Genomic DNA, 22,544 nt, shown 5'->3' with positions numbered 1-22,544 from the left:
AACTTTATTAAACTGGTTGCCAATCTTCTCGATAAAACGAAATTCTATAGTTTTTACCTTTAGGAATATTGCGATGCACCACTTGGGAGAGAGTCTTGGTATTCTGAATTTCTTTCCAACCTACAGGTGAAAAAGTTTCTGGATTGAAGACACTTTCTGCTAAGAGAGGATTAGTAAATGCCTGAGAAAAAGCATCAATTCCTATCAATCGTCCGACTAAAGGTGGTAAGGCAGAATTTGGTCGTAAATCTTCTGCGTAAAGTCCTACATACAACTCAATATTGTCTACATGACCGTACAATCGTCGCAGTTCTTTTTGGACTTTTTTATCACTACTAATCTGATTGAAGTTGGTTACGCGGGGATACTTGCATAATTCCCGATAATCGTTATAGCTTCTTAATTTTGCCTCACGACCCATGCGAATACTAGCTATTTCGGTGGGAATTAGAAATTCAGGTGTATTAAATAAACTCAGCTGCGCTGCGGGTTGGGAACAGCTTTCCTCAAAGATGGCTCCTAATCCCTTGTTGATAATCATGTCATTGTTCCACATCGAGGCAGGCATGGGAAGCTTTTGCCCGTTATACATTAAAGTATCGGGTAGCATACTATGCCAGCGATAAACTAAACTAAATTCCACCGACATCCAATTATGGCGATACCACTTTTCATCAGTGAACGCGAGGGGATCGGTGAAAAACTGAAAGTGATAGGGAGTGATGTGGTTGATGTAATCTTCTAAAACAATCTTGAGAAATTCAGCCATGACAATATTTCTTGCTGTTTGGAAAAGGCGTTCATCGTCCCAAGTCGGATAATTTTTTGCCAAGAGATCGCACACGCGATTATGTTCTCTCAAGCTAAGAACATTCAGCATCACATAGCCGATTTGAACGTTTGCTCGTTCTATTTCCAACCCCATTGCAAACAACTTTTGTTTCTTTTCTGGAGGGAACGTTTCTGCTTTTGGAGTGTCGTCGGTGTAAAGATGGGGCAACCCATTAAATTCTTCTTTGGGTTTTCCATCTTCATCATAATAAAACAGAGGATATTCTTCTCCATTAAGAATTTGGCTTTTTAGCTTCCCACCTTTATACGATCGCAGCAAATGTGTAATCTTAGGATTTAACCCATAGACATTGCACATATCGATGTGGTGGTTGGAACTATTCCGGCGCGGATCGTGGCGATCGGTTCTTAGAAAGCTATCAGTAAACCATTGAACAAAATAGGGGAAAATTAGAGAGGATTTGGGCGAGTATTTCGTTTCCCCAGTTTTACGATACAAAATCTCCAAATCTTGAATCGGCGGCAGATTTTTCTCAAATTTTTCCGCAGGCGTTAAATTAATGCCGATATAGTTTTTATTAGTTAAAGGTTTCCAATCTAGCGGTGGTAATTGGAGTCCCGAATATGTTCTATCAATCAACGAATCCCAAGATGTGTAGGGAGACATTGTACTAAACGGATAGGGGCGAGTCGGAATTTTTAAGATAGCGTTGTTAGTGAGAGTTTTGTTGACTTTTTTGGCGAGACCTGGGTTGCTTTGAATAAAGTTCCAAATTGGTTTAAAGCCAGTTAAAACAGCCGTCTCAAGTTTGTTTCTAAATCCGTCTCTTGATGTGTCTCTTTTTGCAATCATAAATTGTTTCTCCTTCAGATTTTAATTACGAATTATCACAAATCACATTTTCAAATTTGAACACGTAATAAATTTTAATAAAAATAACAGAAACCTGAATTAAATAAGTTGGTGGGAAAAAACACAACTATGTTAATAAAGATAAATGAGGCTAAAACCTTTTCTCTCCTGCCTCATCTCAACTACAAATATTTACGCAGTTCTACTTAATTCGTAATTAAGTAGAACTGCGTTAGCGAATGCATCGTACTCCTACGGAGAAGCAAGCTACGCGCAGCATTTTGTAGAGAGCGTCACTATGAATTACGAATTATTTGTTCAGTCTGCAATCCTTGGCTCTAGATTTTCAAGCAAATGTTACGACTTTATCATTTATTACTAGGTTCTATTTTGCTGGTATTAATACCGCTAGGAGCAAAATTTGTTCTTCCCCAATTTTCTCCACCCAAAGAAGTGAAGTCCCTTGCCGTTGTGAAACTTCCCAACCCTAATGAAGGAAATATCTGGCAGAAAATCCTGGGAAATGCTACTACTCCAACTAACTGGCAAGTTGCTGCTTGTAAGGGAAATGCACCCTTGTTGTGTGTTTCTTCCAGAGGGGAACTTTTGGGTACAGTTGAGATTAACGTTTACCCATTAGCAAACAACGAGGATTTCCAAAAGAAACTCCTAGCAACTGGGATTGCACCTGGTTCTCAAGTAGACTACCAAAGTTCCAAATACCAAACCCAAGTATTACCAGCACTCAAGGCTTGGGTTGCAGACCACTACGCTGCTTTTGCCAAAGACCGTCAGGGTAAATATGGAAAACAGATTACTTTCTTAACCTACCCACCGCAACCAGTACCTGTTGGTAAGCTTCAGGGAATCCGCTATGGGTTCGCCGGACTTAAGCAACAAGGTGGAGTACAAGAGCAACATATCGGTCATGTTGCCTTTGATGGCACTAAACTTTACGTAATTACCACTGCATTTGACACAGGCACGCAAACAGGTAAGTTTGATAAACTAGAAAACTTGGCTATTTTTCAACCTTACTTGTATGCGATCGCAGCAGATTTGCATTTACCCCAATAGGGATTGGAGATTGGGAAATCATTCCCAGTCCCCACTTACCATCAACCTAAATCTCAGCCACTGCTCGTTCAATCAAGCGATGTGCTAAAGTTTGTGTGCCAGTGTGCTCATAATAATTTGTTGCTACATCCAGGAATGCTGCGAGGTAGTCCAACTTGTCATCAGCAATATCGGTAAAACTTTGCAAGTTGTGGACAACCTTTTGCGGCGTTAAATTATTGGCGCTAACTAACCCACTCATCCAACCTTTAACCGAGTCAAAGCTTTCGCCAATAAAGTTGAGTTTTCCAGCAGAATTGTTACCTGGAATCACATCTTTGATGTTTTGGAAAGTCGAGTTTTGTTCTAACTGCTGTGGATTTGTTTGATTCAGCCCAGATATCGCTTTGCTGATAAAATCTGGGCCCAAAGGTATCAAACCATCAATGCAAATTAACGCCACCATCCGGATCAGTGACTCACCACTATACTCACCTAAAGAAGCGACAAAATCCCCAATACTGTCTCCCGGAATGCCGTTAATTTGACAGAAGGCTACCAACTCAGCCACTAATTTTAATGTTAAATCAATGGTTTGGGCTTTATCTGGTTTGGGAGTGACAGAGTTTAAAAAACCCAACAAAGGAATTTTTTCGCCGACTTTGTTAGCTAAAGCTGCTGCACCAAGTGCTTTATCTGTACCATCAACAGTCTGATATAACCATAAAGCTGTTTGGTATCCTTGAGATTTATCGTTGAATAGATAAATCGCTCTTTCGCCAATTTGCTGAATTAAATCTTCGTCGTCTTCGCCAGTGACTTTCTTAATAGTGTTGACAAAACCGACAGTATTTTGCCACTCTCCAGGAGCAACAAAATCGAGGGACTTCAACATCGAAACAGTCAAGCCGCCAGTTGGCAATTGATCAACCAACTCAACAATCGATTTGCTCACAAAAATCTCCTTATTTAGGTTTTATGATCTGAATATTAGTAGTGCAAATCATTTCAGTTTAGCCAGACCATTAAGATTAAACTTCTCTAGCCAATCTTCGCGAGCGCTAGCTGTAAATGACGGATCGCGAGAAAGTGCTTTTACTTGGTACTTACCTACCAAAATTGCAGTTTGCGTTTTACCAACTTCTATTGCGGGATAACCGCCAATTTTTTTAGTGCTTTTCGAGAACTTTGCTGCTGCATTGGGTGTGCTAGTGGTATCAGAAATAGACAGCACCGCTATATCTTTACCGCCTTTTTTCAACTTCGCTTCCGCAAAGCCTTTTTTCTCTTGGGTATAGACGCGTTGGTAGCCATCACTAGCTTTTGGGAAAAGTTTATTAAATTCGCTACCCTGAGTTGCGGTTTTAGCTACCGATTGACCACTTTTTTGTTGAGTACTTTCTTTTTGTGCCTGGTCAAAACGTCCAGGTGTTTTTGGGCTACAGGCTGTAGTCAGTAGTACCACTGACAGGAATAAAGCGGCTACAACCCTACGCCCACGGTGTAAAATCATTCTTGGCTTCTCCTTAGACTTGAGCTTTGAGGCAATTATCTGCGCTGCTAGCAATTATTACCCGTAAAATTTACTTTTTGATAATTATTTCCTAAGTTCTCAACCATAACGATCATTTTTGTACTTGAAAAAAGTGTCCAGTGCCATGTCTTAACGTAGCAATTAACCCAATGCAAAAACGCTCCCCCTTCTAGGAGAGCGTCTTTTGTTTATAGAAAAGCGTGAGGAGCGTATCTCAGATTATGATTAACCGTTGATAGCAGGAGCAGTAAGGGCTACAGGAGCAAGCTCACCAGCAGCCAAATCGAGAGGGAAGTTGTGAGCGTTACGCTCGTGCATTACTTCCATACCCAGGTTAGCGCGGTTGATTACATCTGCCCAAGTGCTGATGACGCGACCTTCAGAATCGATGATTGATTGGTTGAAGTTGAAACCGTTCAAGTTGAACGCCATTGTGCTCACACCCAAGGCGGTGAACCAGATGCCAACTACAGGCCATGCTGCTAACAAGAAGTGCAAGCTACGGCTGTTGTTAAAGGAAGCGTATTGGAAGATTAGACGACCGAAGTAGCCGTGGGCTGCAACGATGTTGTAGGTTTCTTCTTCTTGACCGAATTTGTAACCGTAGTTAAGGGACTCGGTTTCGGTGGTTTCACGAACTAAGGAAGAAGTTACTAGGCTTCCGTGCATTGCAGAAAACAGCGAACCGCCGAATACACCTGCTACACCTAACTGGTGGAAGGGGTGCATCAAGATGTTGTGTTCTGCTTGGAAGACGATCATGAAGTTGAATGTTCCGCTTATTCCCAAGGGCATACCATCACTGAAGGAACCTTGTCCGATCGGGTATACCAAGAATACTGCACTTGCTGCTGCTACTGGGGCTGAGTATGCTATCGCAATCCAAGGACGCATTCCTAAACGGTAGGATAGTTCCCATTCACGACCCATGTAGCAGAATACGCCAATTAAAAAGTGGAAGATTACCAGTTGGTAAGGACCGCCGTTGTACAACCACTCATCTAGAGATGCTGCTTCCCAAATTGGGTAGAAGTGCAAGCCGATGGCGTTGGAGGAAGGTACTACTGCACCTGAGATGATGTTGTTTCCATAAATCAAGGAACCTGCTACTGGTTCGCGGATACCATCAATGTCTACTGGAGGTGCGGCGATGAAGGCGATTACGAAGCAAGCGGTTGCCGCTAGCAGGGTGGGGATCATTACGACGCCGAACCAACCGATATATATGCGGTTATTGGTGCTGGTGATCCATTCGCAGAATCGATCCCAGACGTTGGCGCTTGAGCGCTGTTGTAAGGTTGCTGTCATGGTTTTATGATTGCGATTATTTATGAATCAGGCGGTTTTGTTTTCGCCTGTGAAATTACTTTACACTGCTTTACAATTTTTAATCAAGTTTTATTACTTCAGTAAACCTGATATGAGTTATCAGGTTTGCTTATTTAAGCTTGATCTTTTTAGTGTTTGCGATTGTTCCAAATACAGCGAACACAGAATTTAGATATGGTTTGCTCTGGTGTTAGCGCTGAAAAGATAAAATAGAAAAAAACATTGTTGTTATCGACTCTAAATAAAGAGTTGATATGGATTAGTACCAAAATTAGGAGGGAAGGTGTGACATGACAATTACTCTAAATCACACCATAGTACCCGTACATGACAAAGAAGCATCGGCGAGGTTCTTTGCAAAAATTTTCGGTCTAGAGGTCGAGCTTCCCGTTGGTCACTTCGCTGCTGTGCATATAAATGATGCATTAACGCTCGACTTCGCTGATGCTGAAGCGTTTGAGCCACATCATTATGCGTTCCATGTCAGTGATGAAGAATTTGATGCAATTTTTGCACGCGTCAAAGAGGCAGGTATTGAATACAGTAGCGACCCCATGCATCAGAATAAAGGACAAATTAACCACTGGAATGAAGGTCGTGGCTTCTATTTCTATGACTTTGATAGTCACAACTTAGAATTGTTAACCCGTGCATAGATATTTGACATCAGATCAATGCATTACTTCTTGACTAAAAAATATGCTGTGGCATAGTCTGGTAATTGGCTCATATTCTGCCCAAATTCTTTTTTATTCTGAAAAATCCCTGCCAAAAAATCGAGCTGATAAAGGTTGGGTAAAAATGCTCCGCCTGTATCGGCGATGACTCCCATTTGCAGATGTTTGCGCCCACCTTGAGTATGCTCAATTACAATCACTTTACCTAAACCGACATTCAAAACATCTCCAGCAAAAGTAACTCCGGGTTTGATAGAAATTTTTGCATCTATTTTGTATCCATAGCCTTTAATCGCATCAACTTCTCTAAAATACCAATAACGCTTTTGTGCTGTTGCCTTTAATCCGCGGATATAAGCTATTCCATTGTTTCTATCTACATTAAAAAATGCCTTATAACCATCTGTAAAATTAATCAAGATTGTTCCTTCCATAATTGCTTCTTCTAAGCCATTTCTGGTTAGATAAGCAAGAGTTGTAACTTTTCCAAATTCTCTACCGCCTGGTTCATAAATACCAGATAAAACATCTTGTTTTGTGTATCGAGTGTAGAACTTATCGTTATTAGAGTTGTCTTTTAAACTATAGATTGGTATATTAAAAGTAGAGGTTTTCTTGCGAGAACCAGGGTGAGTAAATACAGCATATTTGGTAATTCGTAATTGTTTTTGCTGTTTACTTTTGGGGTTGTAGGCAGACCATTTAATGACTCGAAAATTGGTATTGATAAATTTAGAGTCTTGTAAACGAGTAGCCCGATTATGAGAAATATCCTCCTTCAAAACAGCAATCATGAAATCCAAAGTTTTGAGGACATCTGCTACAGTGACTTCTTGAGTAGCAAGCACTCCTATACGCATAATATCTGGATCTTCTGAAGCATAATCTTGAAAATATTTTCTAGTATTAACGAGAACGGTTAATAAATCTCCTTGATTGAACTTAACCTTACTATTTGGTAGTTTTCCTGAAGTAGCAATTTGGCTGCCATTAATGCTAAATTTGTATTTTTTGAATTCATCGACAACTGAATAGGGTGTAGATGCTGCTAACAAATTATGCTGAGATGAAAAAGCTTTTTGCTTACCTAAAATTTTATCAGATATTTTTTGAGTGAAAAAATTATTTTTAAACTTTAAGCTAATTAAATCGGGAACTTGATTTGAAGTAAAGGAAATCTGTGATTGAAGTGGGACAAAATGTTCTTGTTGAGTAAAAACCCGATTTTGTGGTACTAACTGTTTAGTTTTTGACTGAGTATATAGATAGCTATTTGCTAAACTGAAAAATAAAGAACCAGCACAACCAATCATCAGACAAAATTTTAGACTCAAATGGATATTCATAAATTGGAAAATAAATTGCTACTCATTAGTAATATTTTTACTTATTTATTAATGCTAAATCTACTAAAACACGAGGCTTGCATTTATGTTATTTTTATGTTTTTGTAGAGCCTTTATAACTAAGGTGTTTGAATCATCCTCGCTGCCATACGAGATTTTATGGCTTCTATAATTTCTGGAGTTTGAGTTTTTTGCCAAGCCGGACGTGCTATTAAACGATCGCACCAAGCACAAAGCTTAGGATACTCACTCAAAGAAACACCGCCCTTTGTCAACCAGGGTACTATAGAGCCAGCTACAGATTCTGCAAGAGTTATACTATCACTGCCAAAGAAAGGGCGATTGTCGAGTAAATGCTCAAAAAAATTCAGTACTATTGAGATTTTCTGTTTCGACTGCTCAATTTTGTCTGGCTCTCCTCCAGGTAAGCCTAAAATTACGGAGGACAATATGATTGTGGGTGGCATTAATTCATTTACCGTTGCTAATTGCACCATTCGCACAATTGCTAAATCCTTCGCATCGATAGGCAACATAGTAGGTGTGGGATATTTTGCCTCTAAGTAATCTAATATTGCCAAAGATTCCACTATGTTAAAACCATGATCCACCAAAACAGGGACATGGTGGAAAGGATTAATAGTTAAAAACTCTGGTTTTAAATATTTGCTATCTAAAATATTGACTTCTATTAGTTCAAAGTCTATTCCTTTTTCGAGTAGAGTAATCCAAACACGGCGAGAATTTGGTGAAATTGGATGATGATAAAGCTTTAACATCAGAAACCTTTAGAGTTTTATTAAAGTTCAGATTAGATCATTGGCAATAGCTGTGCTATCTCTCCACTACCTCACGGACTAATTGCGCCAACTTTTCGGCACTATCAGGAACTGCGATCGCCTTTGCTTTTTCCCCCATTTTTGCTAACTCTTGCGGTGACTGCAATAAATTCAACACATTACTTTGCAATGTTTCAATCGTCAACTCAGATTGCTTCAACGTTAACGCTGCACCCGCTTTTGTAAATACGTCTGCATTGTAGGATTGATGGTCTTCTGCGGCAAAGGGGTAAGGAATCAAAATCGCTGGCGTTCCACACACTGCCAATTCTGTCAAGCTACCTGCGCCAGAACGGCTAATAGCAAGAGTTGCTCGTTGCAACAACACTGCCATATTGTTGTAAAAAGGTAAGGCTATGTACTGTGGATGTTTGAGACTATCTGCTTCGGGATCGCGATCGCCAGTTAAATGTACTACATAAATACCAGCATCAAACCAAGCTTTTGCAGATTCGCGCACTAACTTATTAATTGCAATTGCACCCTGGCTACCTCCAAAAACAACAATTAAAGGAACACCATCAGGAATAGCTAAATCCAGTGGTGCATCAATTGCTCCATCAAGAAACTGCGCTCTTACGGGAGTACCAACACAAACATTTTTGGCACGAGGTAAATACTTAGCAGCAACTTCAAATCCCAAGGCTACCGCACTACACCAAGGCCCAAAAAAGCGAGTTACTTTACCTGGTAAAGCGTTAGATTCGTGGAAAACCACGGGTAAACCGAGAGAACGCGCCGCAATGACGGCTGGCCCGGCAATGTAACCCCCTGTGGTAAACACCTCTTGAAAATTTCCTTGTTTAAGAATTCGTCTGACTTCTAGAATTGAAAGGGCAAGTTTACCGAAAATGCGAATCGAGGAAAGTCCAAACCCTTGCTGAAACCCTTCAACTGCAATAGTATTCAAAGGATACTGTTTGGGGACAAGTTGAGTTTCTAGGCGATTGGGTACTCCCAGCCATTCTATTTGATAATCTGGAAGTTTTTCTGCCAGGGCGATCGCTGGAAACAAATGTCCACCAGTCCCACTGGCAGCTATTAATAATCGTATCGGTGCGTTTGCCATCAAACCTCTACCGTTTAGCGTCTAGCTTAACTAAGATAAAACAATTTGCTTACTTTCTCTAATCAAATCAGTAAACTCTCACCAATGACTAACATTATTACCGCCTTAATGAAACGCCAATTCAGATTTCCAGCAAATATCTGGCTAGTTTTGTTCTTACTGACCATTGGTTTAACAAGTGGTTGGCAACGTACTCAGGCGACGACACCACAGCAATTATCTCAAGCCACAACACCCCAAAATGCACCAGCCGCTCTGACAAACCTGTTGACACAAGTTGATAACGCTGCTAGCCGAGGCGATGTCAAAGGGGTGTTGCAATTTTACAGTCCCAATTTCACTCATGGGGATGGATTAAACCTGCAAACCCTAGAAAAGTCTTTGACTTCACTTTGGCAACGATATCCGAAATTGCAATACAGTACGAAACTGCTATCTTCAAAACCTGGAGCTAATGGAATTATTGCTGAAACAGAAACAAAGATAACTGGCTTACCCTCCGGTAACAGTAAGAAGTTAGCTCTCAATGCCACGATTAAATCACGTCAGCGCATTGAAGGTGGAAAAATAGTCCGCCAAGATATTTTGTCAGAACGCACCCTACTTACCTCTGGGAGCAATCCGCCCCAAATTGATATTAAATTACCCCAGCAAGTGCAAGTCGGTCAGAAGTATAGTTTCGATGCGATCGTTCAACAGCCACTTGGTGATGATTTTTTACTAGGAACGGCGTTAGAAGAATCTATCCAACCAGATAAATTTCTTAACCCTACACCCGTCGATTTGGAATTACTGACATCTGGCGGATTGTTTAAAGTAGGACAAGCACCATCTACCCCAGGTAGCCAATGGGTTTCTGCTGTCATCCTGCGAGGTAATGGAATGACGATGGTAACTCAGCGCTTGCAAGTGGTGAAGAAGTAGTTAGGAGTTAGGAGTAATTCTGTCAAGGTGAGATATATAGCAGATTGCAAGTTAATGAAGTACAAAAATACCCCTCCCTAACACTCCCCTTGGAAAGGGGAGGGAACTAGATTGGGAATTTCCCCCAATACATCGGGGAGCCACTGCGTTGCGGAGGTTCCCTCCGTTGTAGCAAATGTCTTGGGATTAAGGGGGGTAAAAGATGTACTTCATTTAGATGCAAACTGCTGTAGCTTTAGTTTCATATTTGTTCAACTCTAAACTTCACTTTTTCTTTGAGAATTCCGAAAATTCTGAGTTCTGAACTTGAAGTGGCAAGTTTTGAGTTAGTAATGAATAGAAATTACAGTCTCATCCAAACTCACTTTGACAGCGCTTAAAGGAGACCTATGCGTAGCGTCTCGCAGAGAAATAGTACAGGCATCCTACGGCAGGCGTTCCCGCAGGGTAGCGAAATGATGTAATTCACTTGCGGTTTGGCATTGCTTTTGTACCAGATGCTATACAAAATACTTGGCCACGAGAGAGTCAGCAGCATGATTAAATTACTTGACTAAAACAAAAGCAGCAGCCACAAAACACCACTAATTATCCTGAAGTTCGCTTGATAGAAATCAATACTTTTGATGAATTGCTGCTCATACCAAAGTTGCCAAACTCGAAACGCAGTGTAAAGTGTACCAATAATCACCACTATACTTGGAAACAAAACTCTACTGGCTATATGTTCAATGGCAATTTGGATAACAAGAACTAGCAAATAGAAGCCAAAGATTTTGCGAACTTCAGAATATTTAAACCAAATAACAAATGTAATCGTAGGAATAACAAGTCCAATTGCGATCGCTAACAATATCCAAACTCGAATAAATCTCAGTCCAGCATTGTTATAGTTAATCACTTGACTAATTGGTAATATTCCGATTGAGGTCAGCCAACCCATAAGTACCATTTGCAACTGGGCAACTTTTGCTGGTGTCACCTTGGACATGATATAAGTGAAATTCGCTTGAGTTCCAAATTATTAGACAATTGACACTGAACTCTTGACTTTTGACTAACAATGACTTCCCTAGAAAATCAAATCATTTTGATTACTGGTGCAAGTAGTGGTATTGGTACTGCTTGTGCAAAAATCTTTGCTGATGCTGGTGCAAAACTGATTTTAGCAGCACGAAGGTTAGAACGTTTGCAGCACCTAGCAAATACTCTTAGTAAAGATTTTAGTACTGAAATTCATTTATTACAGCTAGATGTGCGCGATCGCAATGCTGTTGAATCTGCCATTGCAAATCTACCCTCTGCCTGGTCTGACATTGACATTCTCATTAATAATGCTGGTCTGAGTCGTGGTTTAGACAAGTTGCACGAAGGCAGCTTTCAAGACTGGGAAGACATGATTGATACTAACGTTAAAGGTTTACTTTATGTCTCCCGCTATGTCGTTCCGGGAATGGTAAGTCGCGATCGCGGTCATGTGGTAAATTTAGGTTCCATCGCCGGACATCAAACCTATCCCGGTGGCAATGTCTACTGTGCTACCAAAGCTGCTGTGAAAGCAATTTCTGAAGGTTTAAAACAAGACCTGTTGGGTACGCGAGTCCGTGTAACTTCTGTTGATCCTGGTATGGTAGAAACGGAATTTAGCGAGGTACGCTTTCATGGAAATACTGAACGCGCTAACAAAGTCTACCAGGGAGTTACACCCCTAACAGCAGATGATGTGGCTGATGTGATATTTTTCTGTGTGACGCGATCACCCCATGTGAATATTAATGAAGTTGTGCTAATGCCTATTGACCAAGCTAGCGCTACCCTAGTTAATCGACGAACATAAAAGTAACCCATCTCATAGGATTCTAAAAAAGCTTACCCCTTTCACTTACTCTACTCAAGAGACATTTGGTAGAAAAATGTAGAAATGTAGCAGTGCTACGTTTCTACAAGGGTTCTGGATAAGGCATATTTAATTTCACCAGATATCTAAAGTTTTACAGTTTATGTTTTAGTTTACGTCTAAAGAGTTTGTTAAGGCTTTACCTACTCAGTTACCCTGAAATTGATATATAAAAGAGCAATTTTCAAATGACCATTTACTTTTATAAGGTTTGGCAGCCTTATGGCTGTTTTTCTAACTTTTCTCTCCACAGAATCCACATTGAGGGTGCTTACTGGCCAACGGTTGAGCATTATTATCAAGCGCAAAAGTTTGTCGGCAGCACAGATGCAGCAATTATACCTCTCATCCATGCTGCCGCCACCCCAGAAGAAGCTGCCACTTTGGGAAGATGTAGCACTCGCCAACTCCGACGAGACTGGGATTTGGTCAAAACTCAAATTATGCGAGAAGCTGTACTCAAAAAGTTTCTCACTCATGCCGATATCAGAGAAGTTCTTCTGAAAACAGGTGATGAGATTTTGGTTGAAAACTCCCCAACCGATTCTTTTTGGGGCTGTGGTGCTAATAAAAGCGGTCAAAACCATCTCGGAAAAACTCTCATGAGTGTGCGTGAAGAAATTCGTAATTTACTATCTTTAACAGTAATTTACGAATAATTTAATCAAAATAGTTACATTCAACATCAAGTCAGCAATTAGACGGGGAATAGTCAAATTCCCCAGCCAAAAATATTTTAATAAATTACTAATAATTTAATTATTGCTTTGAAAATTTTTTAATTAATTGAATTAATGGGCAAAAATGTTAAAAAAATATTTTTAATTTTAAGAAATTATTCCAAAACTAAATTAAGTAAAATTACTGAAATAATTTAATGATTGAGAATATAAAATTAGTAAATATCAATGATTAAAAATTTCTTAACTCTAGACTAAAGTGTTTAATGATACAGCGGTTTTCTCTCTCCTAAATCTACTTTACAAGGGCTATAGGGAACAAGCAAAATATCTGTTACTTTTCAAACATCCTCTAATCCATTTCCAAAAATATTTGTAATACATGTATGCCCTTAGCAACGCTTTAGTAGCAAGAATTTCTTGAAATAGGATGAAAATCAAAGCATTGTAAGTTGAAAAGATTATCAGTGATAAATATATAAAAAATTATACTTTTGTAGTGGTTATACAAGCAATGACACATAGGGATAAACCAAATGAGTTGCAGCAAAACTTTGATCGAGAAAGTTTACTGCACCGGATGACAAAACAGATCAGGCGATCGCTCAACCTTCAAGAAATATTAACAACTACTGTTAGCGAAGTGCGTTTATTTTTGGGTGCAGATCGGGTGAAAATATATCGCTTTGAAGCCGATGGTAGTGGTGAAGTCATTGCAGAATCTATTCATGAGCAACGTCTGCCATCGTTATTGGGTCAACGCTTCCCAGCTGATGATATTCCAGAAGCCGCCAGAGAGATGTTTTTATTAGCCGGGCAACGTTCGATTGTTGATGTAGAAAATGAGAAGATCGGGCTATCGCCTCTACAGTCAAAAGAAACTGGCAAACGTCTAGAAACTAATATCCACTATCGCCAAGTAGACCAGTGCCATATTCAATACCTAAAAGCAATGGGCGTGCAGTCTTCGTTGGTAGTACCAATTTTAGATTGTGACCCACAACAACAATCAGCAAAGCCTAAATTGTGGGGATTGTTGGTAGCTCACCACAGTGAACCACAAAAGATTTTGAAGCGAGAATTAAAAGTATTGCAGCAAGTTGCTGACCAGGTAGCAATCGCGATCGCTCAAAGTAATCTACTCACTGAAGCTCAGGCCAAGCAAAAGCGAGAAGCTAGTATTAACCAAGTTACCACACTGTTGCATAAACTGCCGACAATCCAATTACAAGGAGCACTAGAAGAAGTTATTACTGCTTTCTGTGGAGTCGGTGGCAGACTTTACATTGCAGACAGTCAAGAACTATACACTTGGGGCGACCAACCGACACTCTCCTACGAGTTAGATAACATTATTATCGAACAGCATCCCATCTGGCAAAACTGGATGGCTGAGTTTCAACAAGGTAATATTTGGGCAACTACTGACCTTTATAAAGAACCACGTTTGCGAGTTTTGGCTTTAGCATTCCGTTCTACTCAAATTCGCGGACTCATGGTGATTCCGCTACATTACCGCGAAAAATTTATCGGTGTATTAAGTATTTTCCGCTCGGAATTTGAAACGGAAATCTTGTGGGCAGGACGATGCGAACAAAATCGGCGACAACTTTTACCCCAGCTTTCCTTTGAAGTTTGGCGAGAGCAGAAAAAAGGGCAAGCACCTGAGTGGAAGTTGGATGACATTTTATTAGGGCAAGCCTTATACGATCATTTCTCAATGGCAATTCAGCAGCAGCAAATGTATAAACAAGTACAATCTCTGAATACTACCTTAGAACTGCGGGTGCAAGAGCAAACTGCTGAACTCGAAAAATCATTAATGTTTACCAAAGTAATCAAGCAAGTTACAGAGCATATTCGCCGCACATTGGACTTGCAAGCAACCCTGCAATCCATCGTTCGCGAAGTCCGTCCCCTGCTAAATTCAGACCGAGTGCTGATTTTTTACCTGAAGACTCAATCGGTGATTGTAGAAGAAATTAATGGTAATTGGCAGTCTGTTTTGGGAGTGAATGCACCACCGGAATGCTTTCCTGATGAGTATACCCGTCTATATTGTCAAGGTAGAATACGGGCAATTAACAACCTTTCAACGGCTTCTTTAAGTGATTGTCATCGAGAGTTTTTGCAGAGTCTGCAAGTGCAAGCAAACTTAATAGTTCCGATTAATATGGGTATGGAACTATGGGGTCTATTAATTGCCCATGAGTGTGAGGCTTCCAGAAATTGGCAGGATACAGAAATTGATTTATTGCAGCAGGTGGCAGATCAGGCTGCGATCGCTATTCAACAAGCACAACTCTACGAACAAACCTCTGAGGCCGAAACTGAAGCCAGAAATCAAGCTGCTCAGTTAGAACAGACTCTACATGAACTCCAAGAAACACAGACAAGATTGATTCAAACCGAAAAAATGTCCGGCTTAGGACAGTTGGTAGCGGGTGTCGCCCACGAAATCAACAACCCCGTTAACTTTATTTACGGTAATCTGTGCCACGCCAGTGACTACACTGAACAACTGCTAGAAATTTTACGTCTTTACCAGGTACACTATCCCCATCCCGATAGTGAAATTAAAGCCGCGATCGAAGCGATCGACTTTGAATTTTTGGTAGAAGACCTCCCAAAAATCATGACCTCAATGCAAGTAGGAACCGAGCGCATCCGCTCTATAGTGTTGTCGTTACGTAATTTTTCTCGCTTGGATGAGGCTGAAAACAAGCGTGTTGATCTGCATGAAGGCATTGATAACACATTGTTAATTTTGCAACATCGGCTGAAAGGAAATCCTGAATTTCCCCGCATTGAGATAATTAAAGATTATGGCAATATCCCATTAGTGGAATGCTATGCCGGTCAAATGAATCAGGTATTCATGAATATTTTCAGCAATGCCATAGATGCTCTGGAAGTAGGAAGTAGAGAGTGGCAAAGTCAGGGTGATAAGGAGAAGAACTCATGCCCAATTCCAACTATGGAGATTTCCACTAAAGTCTCAGCAGACAACTCTCGTCTGTTAATTCGGATTACTGACAACGGGCCCGGAATGAATGAAGACGTGAAAAAGCGAATTTTTGACCCGTTTTACACTACCAAGCCTGTAGGCAAGGGGACAGGATTGGGACTAGCAATCAGCTATCAGATTATTGTCGAAAAACATGGGGGAATAATGGAGTGTATTTCAGAATCTGGCAAAGGTACAGAGTTCTGGATTGAGATTCCTATTAAGCCTCCGGGCAAAATAGTTAACTAGCAATAGAGAGTAGGGGATGAGGGCGCAGCAGGCGAAGAATCACTATTGGCTATTGACCAATGCTCAATTATTAGTTTCAAAACTTAAAAATTGACTTAGTAATTTTTAAATTCATCTAAGAGCTCCATGATAATTTTCTTAACAATAGACTAAACAAAATATCTCTCATTTATCTAGAGTGTGCAATATATTAAATTTGATTAAAAATCATTTAAAAGTAAAGTTTAGTTGCAAAATAAATTTCTCGTATCCACAAATGATAATCTGATAGTTGAAGTTAGAAAACAAGCTTCCTTGGCAGATATAACAGCTGCATTTGGAATGTTAGTAAGAGGTATAAGACGCTGTTTAACTTACATCTGTCTCGTCAAAATACAGCAACACCCAACGCGAAAACTGCTATTCCCTCAAATATGGAAAATTAGGGGGCACTGTCGCTAATTTTCATTACTTGTTTACAAAAGCAATGAAAGTTAGCATATCCCTGATTAGGATAAACAAGGAGAGGAGATAGTTCAGCGAGTAGAGGTTTGGGTGTTGTTGTGTTTAAAGAGAAGTCTAAAATAAGGCCTCTTCTGGGTGTAAGATTATACGAAGTTAAATAGCGAGAAACAGTTGAAATAGCGCCTTATGTCAATAATTGCGCTCAGAGCGTGGTATCTACAGGATTATGAGCCGATTCCAGAACTGGAAAAACGTGCGCCAGACATTCGTTTAAGCAAAAAAAGCCTGCTGAAATCAGCATTGCGAGCAGACTTTTTGGAAGATAGTGACGAAGTTAAGACATCAACTTGGTTTGGGCGCTATTTGGAAGGCGAAAATATTGAATTTTATATTGAAGGTAGTGGTGGCTATTGCGTCTCTAATATTGACTTAATTAGTCATGAAATTTATTTCACTAAGCAGGCGGTCTTGGCTCAGTTAGAACCAACGATTTTTTTATCCTATCAAACTGAGTATGTTGCAGCGACGAATATTCTCAAGGAAGAACTGCGAAAAAGTTTGGACAATTTAAACTTGCGATCGCGTCTTCCCCTAACATTAATAGAATCCTCTCGTCCTAGCGGTGCTACTTTCCGAATTAACCGCACAATCATGCGGAAAATCCGTAAGAGTTTATTATTTATAGCTGACACCACACCTATTGCTAGTATTGATGGTAAAGAAACCTCCCAATTAATTCCCAGTCCGAATGTCTGTGTTGAGATTGGCTATGCCATCCAAAGTAAGCGGTCTGAACAGATTCTACTAGCGCAAATGCAACGCCCAGATTTTGAAGGTGAATTTCCCTTCGACTTACCGACACAGCAAATTTTGCAATTCCAAGACACTACAGAACTGAATAAAATCCTGACAGAGACGATTAAAAACCAGCTAGCACGATTCAAATTATTTTTTTGAGCAAGATAATACAAAATAATACTTACTTACCAAAAACCAAATTATAGCACTCATAAAACATTCGTGAGTTTTTTAGAATTATTTCTTTTTATCCTTATCTAGTTTTTCTTGGATAGCTTGGCGACAAAATTCTGGTGGATCATCCTTAGTGGACAATTCTTCTTTCATTGTCTTAGTGACACGCAAATTAACTTGCTCGGTCAATGGTTCATCACCTTTTCTTTTTCCCGGTTCTAAATTTTCAGGAGTTCCTCTAGGGTTAGGCATTGTTGAGAGATGTAAATATAGATTGAATCGATTGCTAGCAATCGATTAGAGTTTTAAATCGGTGAGCATATTGTCTGGAAAACTTGTAGCTCACCGATACCACTTTTACAAGAGGTAACTCTATTTTATGTTTACGCGTTCCGAGTTAGAAATCAAAACCATCAAAGAACTCAGTGAGCTATGTTTACGCTACGGCATCAAACCAACTGGAAATAAAGGGTATAAGACCTCATGGATTACATCCTTGATGGTATTCCCTCAAATGGCTTTATCTCAATTCGAGGCAGGTAAAGGGTTAAAACCTCCTACTTTTGCTTTTATGCAAGCACTGAGTAATGTTATAGATGAGATGAATGCTCCTACAGATGAGCAAGCTGCACTCATCAAAATTACGATGGAAGGGAGAATCATGAATTACCCAGATAGGTACACTCAAGAAAAATTGCTAGCTTTGCACAAAGCAAAAATGTATCTAGAGTTAGCACTTGGATTATTGAGTAAATAAGTTAATTCTTTAATTAGTACTGCAAGACCCTTTAAAGGGTCTTTTTTATGAATGGATTAATAGGTATATTTTTACACGTATTAATCGTTTTAAATATTGAAATAGAGTATCTAAGTATTAAATGAGCATTTTAGATAAAATAAAGGTTGAAAGTATTATTATTATTTTAATTAGAATAAACGAACAGGTTTATTTTGTAGCTTAGAACTAATTGAGCTTACCCGATCGACCACAGAAATCATGTATTTGTAATCTGGTACTTGTCCATTGGTTACGTATCCTACTTCTTGAGCTAAACCAGAAGGTGAATCACTCATCACTTTGCGGATAAACTCTTGACGGTTACGTTCTACATTCGGCCCTATCAAGACCACACCTAATGGTACATAGTGAGGGTCTTTAAATAATATGCGAAATTCAGTTGGGGCCAACTGTGAACTGTAGAGACTTAATTCCGCCTCCGAGACGGCACAGGCGATCGCTTTTCCTTGAGCGACCAATTCCAGTGCTGCTTGGGGTGTGGGTGCAAATAGTATTTCAGCCAGTGTTGTACCATAAAGATTGTAAACAGGAAAATAATATCCTGTTGCTGAACCCAACTGTCCTAAAGCCACTGTTTTGCCTTGTAGCTGTTTCAAGTTGGTTATAGGATTGTCTTTGCGAACAACGAAGATTGAACGTAAATTACTAATACCTATTAAAGGAAATAGAGGAACATATTGGTAACGTGCGATCGCAATAGCCGCTAAACCAGGTGGAGCAAATACCAATGACCAAGCACGAGCCTGAAGACGCTCAACCGCTCTATTTTCATTAAAAACAGGCTCTAGCTGAATATATGAGTTCGTTTTTTCGCCTAAGTAACTATTAAATTTAGCATATTGATTAATAATCTGTTCGCCTCCACCATAGTTGATTGCACCAATAGTTAATGTGCCCTCAAACTCCTTTCGTGGTTGGCAGGCAGCAAATGTCAAACCTAGCAGATTAAACAGAAAGAAACGACGGGGAAATCGCAAAAACATCACTAATTATGGTTAAGAAAGTAACTTGGCTTTCAAGACTAATTTAGATAAGTTTGACTACTGCCTAAGTAGGTTATATTACAGCAAAAAATTAATATTTATTTAAATCTTGTTAAGATGCTTTCTAACAGGTATAAATAAATATTAGACAAATTCAGATACAACCTTCCTTAGTTAGGTTATGTTGAACAACATTACGTTAAAAAACTTAAAAATAGGTGCTAAATTTAACTTACTTTTAATATTAGTTTTCATAGTCAGTATTGTAGGAAGTGGCATTGCCTTATCTAGTGTACTTCAAGGGAGAGCGCAAAATGAAGTGGCTTCTCAAGCACAGACTCTCATCCAAATGGTGAACGGAGTAAGAGATTATACACAAAATCGTATAGTTCCTCTATTGGAACCTAGATTAGATACTAACCCAACATTCATGCCTGAAGTAGTACCAAGTTTCTCCTCTAAAGAAGTTTTTGAGAATTTTCGTAAAAAGCCGGAATATAAAAACTTTTTTCATAAAGATGCAACACTTAATCCAACTAATTTAGCAGATAAAGCCGATAGTTTTGAAACTCAACTTGTAAAGCGTTTTCGCAACGAACCCAAGACTCTAGAAATTACTGGCTTTCGTAAATTGTCAGAAGGCGAAGTATTTTATATTGCCCGACCACTCAAGATTACACAGCAGCAATGTCTGCGGTGTCATACTACACCAGATCTGGCTCCTAAGAGTCAACTAATAACTTATGGATCAGAAAATGGTTTTGGCTGGAAACTAAATCAGATTGTTTCTGCCCAAATAATCTCTGTTCCTTCTCAAGAGATTTTTGCCAATGCCAAACGAACTTGGACATTGATAATGGGACTTTTAATTGCAATCTTTGCGTTCATAGTTTTCTTAATTAACTTCTTAATTACAAAATATGTGATTCAGCGCATTAGAAGAATAGAAAAAATAGCTCAAAAAGTTAGTGTTGGTGATATGAACGCTGATTTTGAAGAAAGCTCTAATGATGAAATTGGCGGGTTAGCAGAAGCATTTAATCGGATGAAAGCTAGCTTAAAAATAGCTTTGGAGATGCTGAATAATCAAAGTTGACACTATTTTATATTTGGGATTAAGTTAATTAGACCTAATCCTGCAAGTGGAAAATTCAAGAAAGTAAGCGTTGCTGAAATTGTAAAGCTTTTTGAGGATCAGGAATTTGTGATGCTAAAAATTTCACAAATTCTGCACGAGAAATTTGTCCAGAAGATTTAAGAGCTTTTTGAACTATAAACTTAGCTATTGGACCAATTAAATTAGCCAACTCACGTTCGCACTCTTCCAAAAAATTGTCGCTGATGATTTGAGATTCTTGGTTTAATAAATTATTTGAATTAATATCAGAGCGATCGGATTTAACAGTAAGTTCTTGTAGTAAAGTAGGTTTCTCTAGTAGAAACATTGTTTTCTTCTTAAAATCAATTTGTTGATTGTCTCGAAGATGAAAGGCTAATTGACTAATTAATTCTTCAAAATTGGACGCTGATGCTGCAACTTGTCGTAGTAATCTAGAGGCAACGGGACCAACAAATTCTAAAAGAATCGTTTCTAAGCGGTTGTAGTTTTCCTCAGACAGGATAGAAGCAGACGGATACTCAATTGAGTTTTGTTGAGAAAGGAAAGCCTGAGGAGGCGGTTGTGTAAAGGATGGTGGTTGAATTGATTGCGTTTCTACTCTAGTATTGAAATACTTAAGCACCTCCAAAACTTCCGCCGCAGACTGATAACGCTGTTTAAAGTGATGTAGTACCATCTTCGATAGCACAGATGCCAACTCAGAACTGACGTTAACTTGATGCTGCCAAGAAATCTCTCCTGTATCTGGGTCTTCCTCAAAGTTTATCGGATGTATACCTGTCAGTGATTGTATACCAATAATGCCTAAGGAATAAATATCGCTGTTGGGGCGGGGCTTACCTTGCGCCTGTTCTGTAGACATATATCCGGGAGTACCAATAATAATAGTAGCTTTCGTGTGCCCTAAAATTGTAAGCAGTTGAGTTTGGACTTGTTTAACTGCGCCAAAGTCAATCAGCACTAACTTACCGTCTTGTTGCCGCCTGATTATATTATCTGGCTTGATATCTCGATGGATAACATTGTGGCTGTGAATAAATTGTAGAATACCCAGAACCTGTTGGAGCAGTTGAATGACTCGATCTTCTGTCCAACGTTGATTGGGGAATAGTTCCGCCTTTAGAGTCTGCCCTTCTATAAACTCTTGCACCAAGAAGAACTCTTGGTTGTCTTCAAAATAGGCTAAAAGCCGAGGAATCTGATCGTGGTTGCCCAGTTGTTCTAGTGTTTCTGCCTCACTGGTAAATAGCCGTCTGGCAGTTTCGAGAAATTCAGGGGTACGACTGACGGGCTTAAGGTGTTTGACAACGCATTTCGGGAAACCTGGCCGATGAGTATCTTGGGCTATGTAAGTTTGACCGAATCCACCTCCACCTAATATCTGGAGGACTTGGTAACGTCCGTCTAATAATTGTCCTAACATTGTGTCACAAGCCTTAAGTCCTGAAATTAATCTTGACACAACTACCAGCTTTGGCAAGGTTTTTTGAGAATTATACTACCAGTTTATAACTCTTTAGACTCCAGATCGGCTTGCAGCCATATTATTGTTGAAGCTTTAATTCCTCAGAAATCGGCAGTAGCTCAACTTTTGAATTAGTTGTTGGTTGAGAGAATACGCTAACTTCTCCTAGTGGAGTTTTATTTACAAAGTAGGTGATTCCTCGAAAGCTCAATTTATAGCTGTAGCCAACAATGTTAGGACGCTGCTTGTTTGAGAACAGTTTCCAGACGTAATGGTAACTCTTATACTCTACGTCCTAACAAACATGGCTATAGCTATATAAGCTATTGGTAGAGGAACTTTAGCCGATTTGGAATTTGGATCGGCACAATAGTTAACACCACAGTACATCAGATTATAAGCTGACCCAATTTGAGGAACTGGTCGAAATGGCTGTTCTGTTTTTTTGCTGCCAACTTTGTTTGGGTCGCATTCGTAGCTCAGACCACGATAGTAAAGTTTCATAATTT

21 protein-coding genes are annotated in these 22,544 nt (G+C 39.5%); 9 read left to right on the top strand and 12 right to left on the bottom strand.

The window, feature by feature from the left end; all coding sequences use genetic code 11:
- Positions 1–7 precede the first annotated feature (7 nt).
- Positions 8–1,645: a peroxidase family protein gene (locus tag V7K56_RS30370; protein WP_334916731.1), complete on the bottom strand. Its 1,638-nt coding sequence runs from the start codon at positions 1,643–1,645 to the stop codon at positions 8–10.
- Positions 1,646–1,999: 354 nt separating this feature from the next.
- Here V7K56_RS30370 and V7K56_RS30365 point away from each other — a divergent pair, with 354 nt between their 5' ends.
- A complete protein-coding gene (locus tag V7K56_RS30365) occupies positions 2,000–2,722 on the top strand; it encodes a hypothetical protein (protein ID WP_334916729.1) in 723 nt (240 codons plus the stop codon).
- Between the two features lie 46 nt (positions 2,723–2,768).
- On the opposite strand, the gene V7K56_RS30360 is transcribed toward V7K56_RS30365, so the two are convergent.
- The 3 genes from V7K56_RS30360 to psbA form a co-directional block, all read right to left on the bottom strand.
- Positions 2,769–3,656 (bottom strand): hypothetical protein, encoded by an 888-nt coding sequence (locus V7K56_RS30360; RefSeq protein WP_334916727.1) that lies wholly within the window; start codon positions 3,654–3,656, stop codon positions 2,769–2,771.
- 48 nt (positions 3,657–3,704) lie between these two features.
- On the bottom strand, positions 3,705–4,214 hold the full coding sequence (locus V7K56_RS30355; RefSeq protein WP_334916725.1) for a hypothetical protein: 510 nt from the start codon (positions 4,212–4,214) through the stop codon (positions 3,705–3,707).
- Positions 4,215–4,460: 246 nt separating this feature from the next.
- Positions 4,461–5,543 carry a photosystem II q(b) protein gene (gene psbA, locus V7K56_RS30350; RefSeq protein ID WP_334908975.1) on the bottom strand — a complete coding sequence of 361 codons (1,083 nt, stop codon included), beginning with the start codon at positions 5,541–5,543 and terminating at the stop codon, positions 4,461–4,463.
- Positions 5,544–5,854: 311 nt separating this feature from the next.
- Between psbA and V7K56_RS30345 the strand changes: the two genes are divergently transcribed.
- Positions 5,855–6,220 carry a VOC family protein gene (locus V7K56_RS30345; RefSeq protein ID WP_334916723.1) on the top strand — a complete coding sequence of 122 codons (366 nt, stop codon included), beginning with the start codon at positions 5,855–5,857 and terminating at the stop codon, positions 6,218–6,220.
- A 23-nt stretch (positions 6,221–6,243) separates the two neighbouring features.
- Here V7K56_RS30345 and V7K56_RS30340 read toward each other — a convergent pair whose 3' ends face one another.
- The 3 genes from V7K56_RS30340 to murG all read right to left on the bottom strand — a co-directional run bounded on the left by V7K56_RS30340 (position 6,244) and on the right by murG (position 9,495).
- Positions 6,244–7,587, bottom strand: coding sequence for a hypothetical protein (locus tag V7K56_RS30340; protein WP_334916720.1), 1,344 nt, complete (start codon positions 7,585–7,587; stop codon positions 6,244–6,246).
- Positions 7,588–7,706: 119 nt separating this feature from the next.
- A complete protein-coding gene (locus V7K56_RS30335) occupies positions 7,707–8,366 on the bottom strand; it encodes a glutathione S-transferase family protein (protein ID WP_334916718.1) in 660 nt (219 codons plus the stop codon).
- 55 nt (positions 8,367–8,421) lie between these two features.
- A complete protein-coding gene (gene murG / locus V7K56_RS30330) occupies positions 8,422–9,495 on the bottom strand; it encodes an undecaprenyldiphospho-muramoylpentapeptide beta-N-acetylglucosaminyltransferase (protein WP_334916716.1) in 1,074 nt (357 codons plus the stop codon).
- Between the two features lie 84 nt (positions 9,496–9,579).
- Here murG and V7K56_RS30325 point away from each other — a divergent pair, with 84 nt between their 5' ends.
- Entirely contained in the window at positions 9,580–10,419 is an 840-nt protein-coding gene (locus V7K56_RS30325) for a nuclear transport factor 2 family protein (protein WP_334916714.1), read from the top strand.
- 553 nt (positions 10,420–10,972) lie between these two features.
- On the opposite strand, the gene V7K56_RS30320 is transcribed toward V7K56_RS30325, so the two are convergent.
- Complete coding sequence (locus V7K56_RS30320) at positions 10,973–11,410, bottom strand: hypothetical protein (protein WP_334916712.1); 438 nt, start codon at positions 11,408–11,410, stop codon at positions 10,973–10,975.
- Positions 11,411–11,482: 72 nt separating this feature from the next.
- Here V7K56_RS30320 and V7K56_RS30315 point away from each other — a divergent pair, with 72 nt between their 5' ends.
- The 4 genes from V7K56_RS30315 (at position 11,483) to V7K56_RS30300 (ending at position 17,653) form a co-directional block, all read left to right on the top strand.
- Positions 11,483–12,256 carry an SDR family oxidoreductase gene (locus tag V7K56_RS30315; RefSeq protein WP_334916710.1) on the top strand — a complete coding sequence of 258 codons (774 nt, stop codon included), beginning with the start codon at positions 11,483–11,485 and terminating at the stop codon, positions 12,254–12,256.
- Positions 12,257–12,504: 248 nt separating this feature from the next.
- Positions 12,505–12,975 (top strand): N-glycosidase, encoded by a 471-nt coding sequence (locus tag V7K56_RS30310; RefSeq protein WP_334916708.1) that lies wholly within the window; start codon positions 12,505–12,507, stop codon positions 12,973–12,975.
- Between the two features lie 535 nt (positions 12,976–13,510).
- A complete protein-coding gene (locus tag V7K56_RS30305; protein ID WP_334916706.1) occupies positions 13,511–16,252 on the top strand; it encodes a GAF domain-containing sensor histidine kinase in 2,742 nt (913 codons plus the stop codon).
- 630 nt (positions 16,253–16,882) lie between these two features.
- Positions 16,883–17,653 (top strand): hypothetical protein, encoded by a 771-nt coding sequence (locus tag V7K56_RS30300; RefSeq protein WP_334916704.1) that lies wholly within the window; start codon positions 16,883–16,885, stop codon positions 17,651–17,653.
- A gap of 78 nt (positions 17,654–17,731) precedes the next feature.
- Here V7K56_RS30300 and V7K56_RS30295 read toward each other — a convergent pair whose 3' ends face one another.
- Complete coding sequence (locus V7K56_RS30295; RefSeq protein ID WP_292769464.1) at positions 17,732–17,920, bottom strand: hypothetical protein; 189 nt, start codon at positions 17,918–17,920, stop codon at positions 17,732–17,734.
- A 127-nt stretch (positions 17,921–18,047) separates the two neighbouring features.
- Here V7K56_RS30295 and V7K56_RS30290 point away from each other — a divergent pair, with 127 nt between their 5' ends.
- Positions 18,048–18,425 (top strand): hypothetical protein, encoded by a 378-nt coding sequence (locus V7K56_RS30290; RefSeq protein ID WP_334916702.1) that lies wholly within the window; start codon positions 18,048–18,050, stop codon positions 18,423–18,425.
- Between the two features lie 170 nt (positions 18,426–18,595).
- Here the strand turns inward: V7K56_RS30290 and V7K56_RS30285 are convergent, their stop codons facing one another.
- A complete protein-coding gene (locus V7K56_RS30285) occupies positions 18,596–19,450 on the bottom strand; it encodes a phosphate/phosphite/phosphonate ABC transporter substrate-binding protein (protein ID WP_334916700.1) in 855 nt (284 codons plus the stop codon).
- Positions 19,451–19,631: 181 nt separating this feature from the next.
- Here V7K56_RS30285 and V7K56_RS30280 point away from each other — a divergent pair, with 181 nt between their 5' ends.
- Positions 19,632–20,546, top strand: coding sequence for a c-type heme family protein (locus tag V7K56_RS30280; RefSeq protein WP_334916698.1), 915 nt, complete (start codon positions 19,632–19,634; stop codon positions 20,544–20,546).
- Positions 20,547–20,601: 55 nt separating this feature from the next.
- On the opposite strand, the gene V7K56_RS30275 is transcribed toward V7K56_RS30280, so the two are convergent.
- Both V7K56_RS30275 and V7K56_RS30270 read right to left on the bottom strand, forming a co-directional pair.
- Entirely contained in the window at positions 20,602–22,032 is a 1,431-nt protein-coding gene (locus V7K56_RS30275; RefSeq protein WP_334916696.1) for a serine/threonine-protein kinase, read from the bottom strand.
- Positions 22,033–22,323: 291 nt separating this feature from the next.
- Positions 22,324–22,539, bottom strand: coding sequence for a DUF4278 domain-containing protein (locus V7K56_RS30270; RefSeq protein ID WP_334916694.1), 216 nt, complete (start codon positions 22,537–22,539; stop codon positions 22,324–22,326).
- Between the last annotated feature and the right edge of the window lie 5 nt (positions 22,540–22,544).

It is taken from the genome of Nostoc sp., from assembly GCF_036917535.1.
GTDB lineage: Bacteria > Cyanobacteriota > Cyanobacteriia > Cyanobacteriales > Nostocaceae > Nostoc.
Note: the sequence above shows the minus strand (reverse complement) of the source record. Positions and strands in the feature narration are given on the sequence as shown.

Excerpts from the sequence above, each read along its gene's own strand:
- V7K56_RS30370 (WP_334916731.1), bottom strand. The coding sequence starts at position 1,645 with ATGATTGCAAAAAGAGACACATCAAGAGACGGATTTAGAAACAAACTT.
- V7K56_RS30365 (WP_334916729.1), top strand. The coding sequence starts at position 2,000 with ATGTTACGACTTTATCATTTATTACTAGGTTCTATTTTGCTGGTATTA.
- V7K56_RS30355 (WP_334916725.1), bottom strand. The coding sequence starts at position 4,214 with ATGATTTTACACCGTGGGCGTAGGGTTGTAGCCGCTTTATTCCTGTCA.
- psbA (WP_334908975.1), bottom strand. The coding sequence starts at position 5,543 with ATGACAGCAACCTTACAACAGCGCTCAAGCGCCAACGTCTGGGATCGA.
- V7K56_RS30345 (WP_334916723.1), top strand. The coding sequence starts at position 5,855 with ATGACAATTACTCTAAATCACACCATAGTACCCGTACATGACAAAGAA.
- V7K56_RS30340 (WP_334916720.1), bottom strand. The coding sequence starts at position 7,587 with ATGAATATCCATTTGAGTCTAAAATTTTGTCTGATGATTGGTTGTGCT.
- V7K56_RS30335 (WP_334916718.1), bottom strand. The coding sequence starts at position 8,366 with ATGTTAAAGCTTTATCATCATCCAATTTCACCAAATTCTCGCCGTGTT.
- murG (WP_334916716.1), bottom strand. The coding sequence starts at position 9,495 with ATGGCAAACGCACCGATACGATTATTAATAGCTGCCAGTGGGACTGGT.
- V7K56_RS30325 (WP_334916714.1), top strand. The coding sequence starts at position 9,580 with ATGACTAACATTATTACCGCCTTAATGAAACGCCAATTCAGATTTCCA.
- V7K56_RS30320 (WP_334916712.1), bottom strand. The coding sequence starts at position 11,410 with ATGTCCAAGGTGACACCAGCAAAAGTTGCCCAGTTGCAAATGGTACTT.
- V7K56_RS30315 (WP_334916710.1), top strand. The coding sequence starts at position 11,483 with ATGACTTCCCTAGAAAATCAAATCATTTTGATTACTGGTGCAAGTAGT.
- V7K56_RS30310 (WP_334916708.1), top strand. The coding sequence starts at position 12,505 with ATGACCATTTACTTTTATAAGGTTTGGCAGCCTTATGGCTGTTTTTCT.
- V7K56_RS30305 (WP_334916706.1), top strand. The coding sequence starts at position 13,511 with ATGACACATAGGGATAAACCAAATGAGTTGCAGCAAAACTTTGATCGA.
- V7K56_RS30300 (WP_334916704.1), top strand. The coding sequence starts at position 16,883 with ATGTCAATAATTGCGCTCAGAGCGTGGTATCTACAGGATTATGAGCCG.
- V7K56_RS30295 (WP_292769464.1), bottom strand. The coding sequence starts at position 17,920 with ATGCCTAACCCTAGAGGAACTCCTGAAAATTTAGAACCGGGAAAAAGA.
- V7K56_RS30290 (WP_334916702.1), top strand. The coding sequence starts at position 18,048 with ATGTTTACGCGTTCCGAGTTAGAAATCAAAACCATCAAAGAACTCAGT.
- V7K56_RS30285 (WP_334916700.1), bottom strand. The coding sequence starts at position 19,450 with ATGTTTTTGCGATTTCCCCGTCGTTTCTTTCTGTTTAATCTGCTAGGT.
- V7K56_RS30280 (WP_334916698.1), top strand. The coding sequence starts at position 19,632 with ATGTTGAACAACATTACGTTAAAAAACTTAAAAATAGGTGCTAAATTT.
- V7K56_RS30270 (WP_334916694.1), bottom strand. The coding sequence starts at position 22,539 with ATGAAACTTTACTATCGTGGTCTGAGCTACGAATGCGACCCAAACAAA.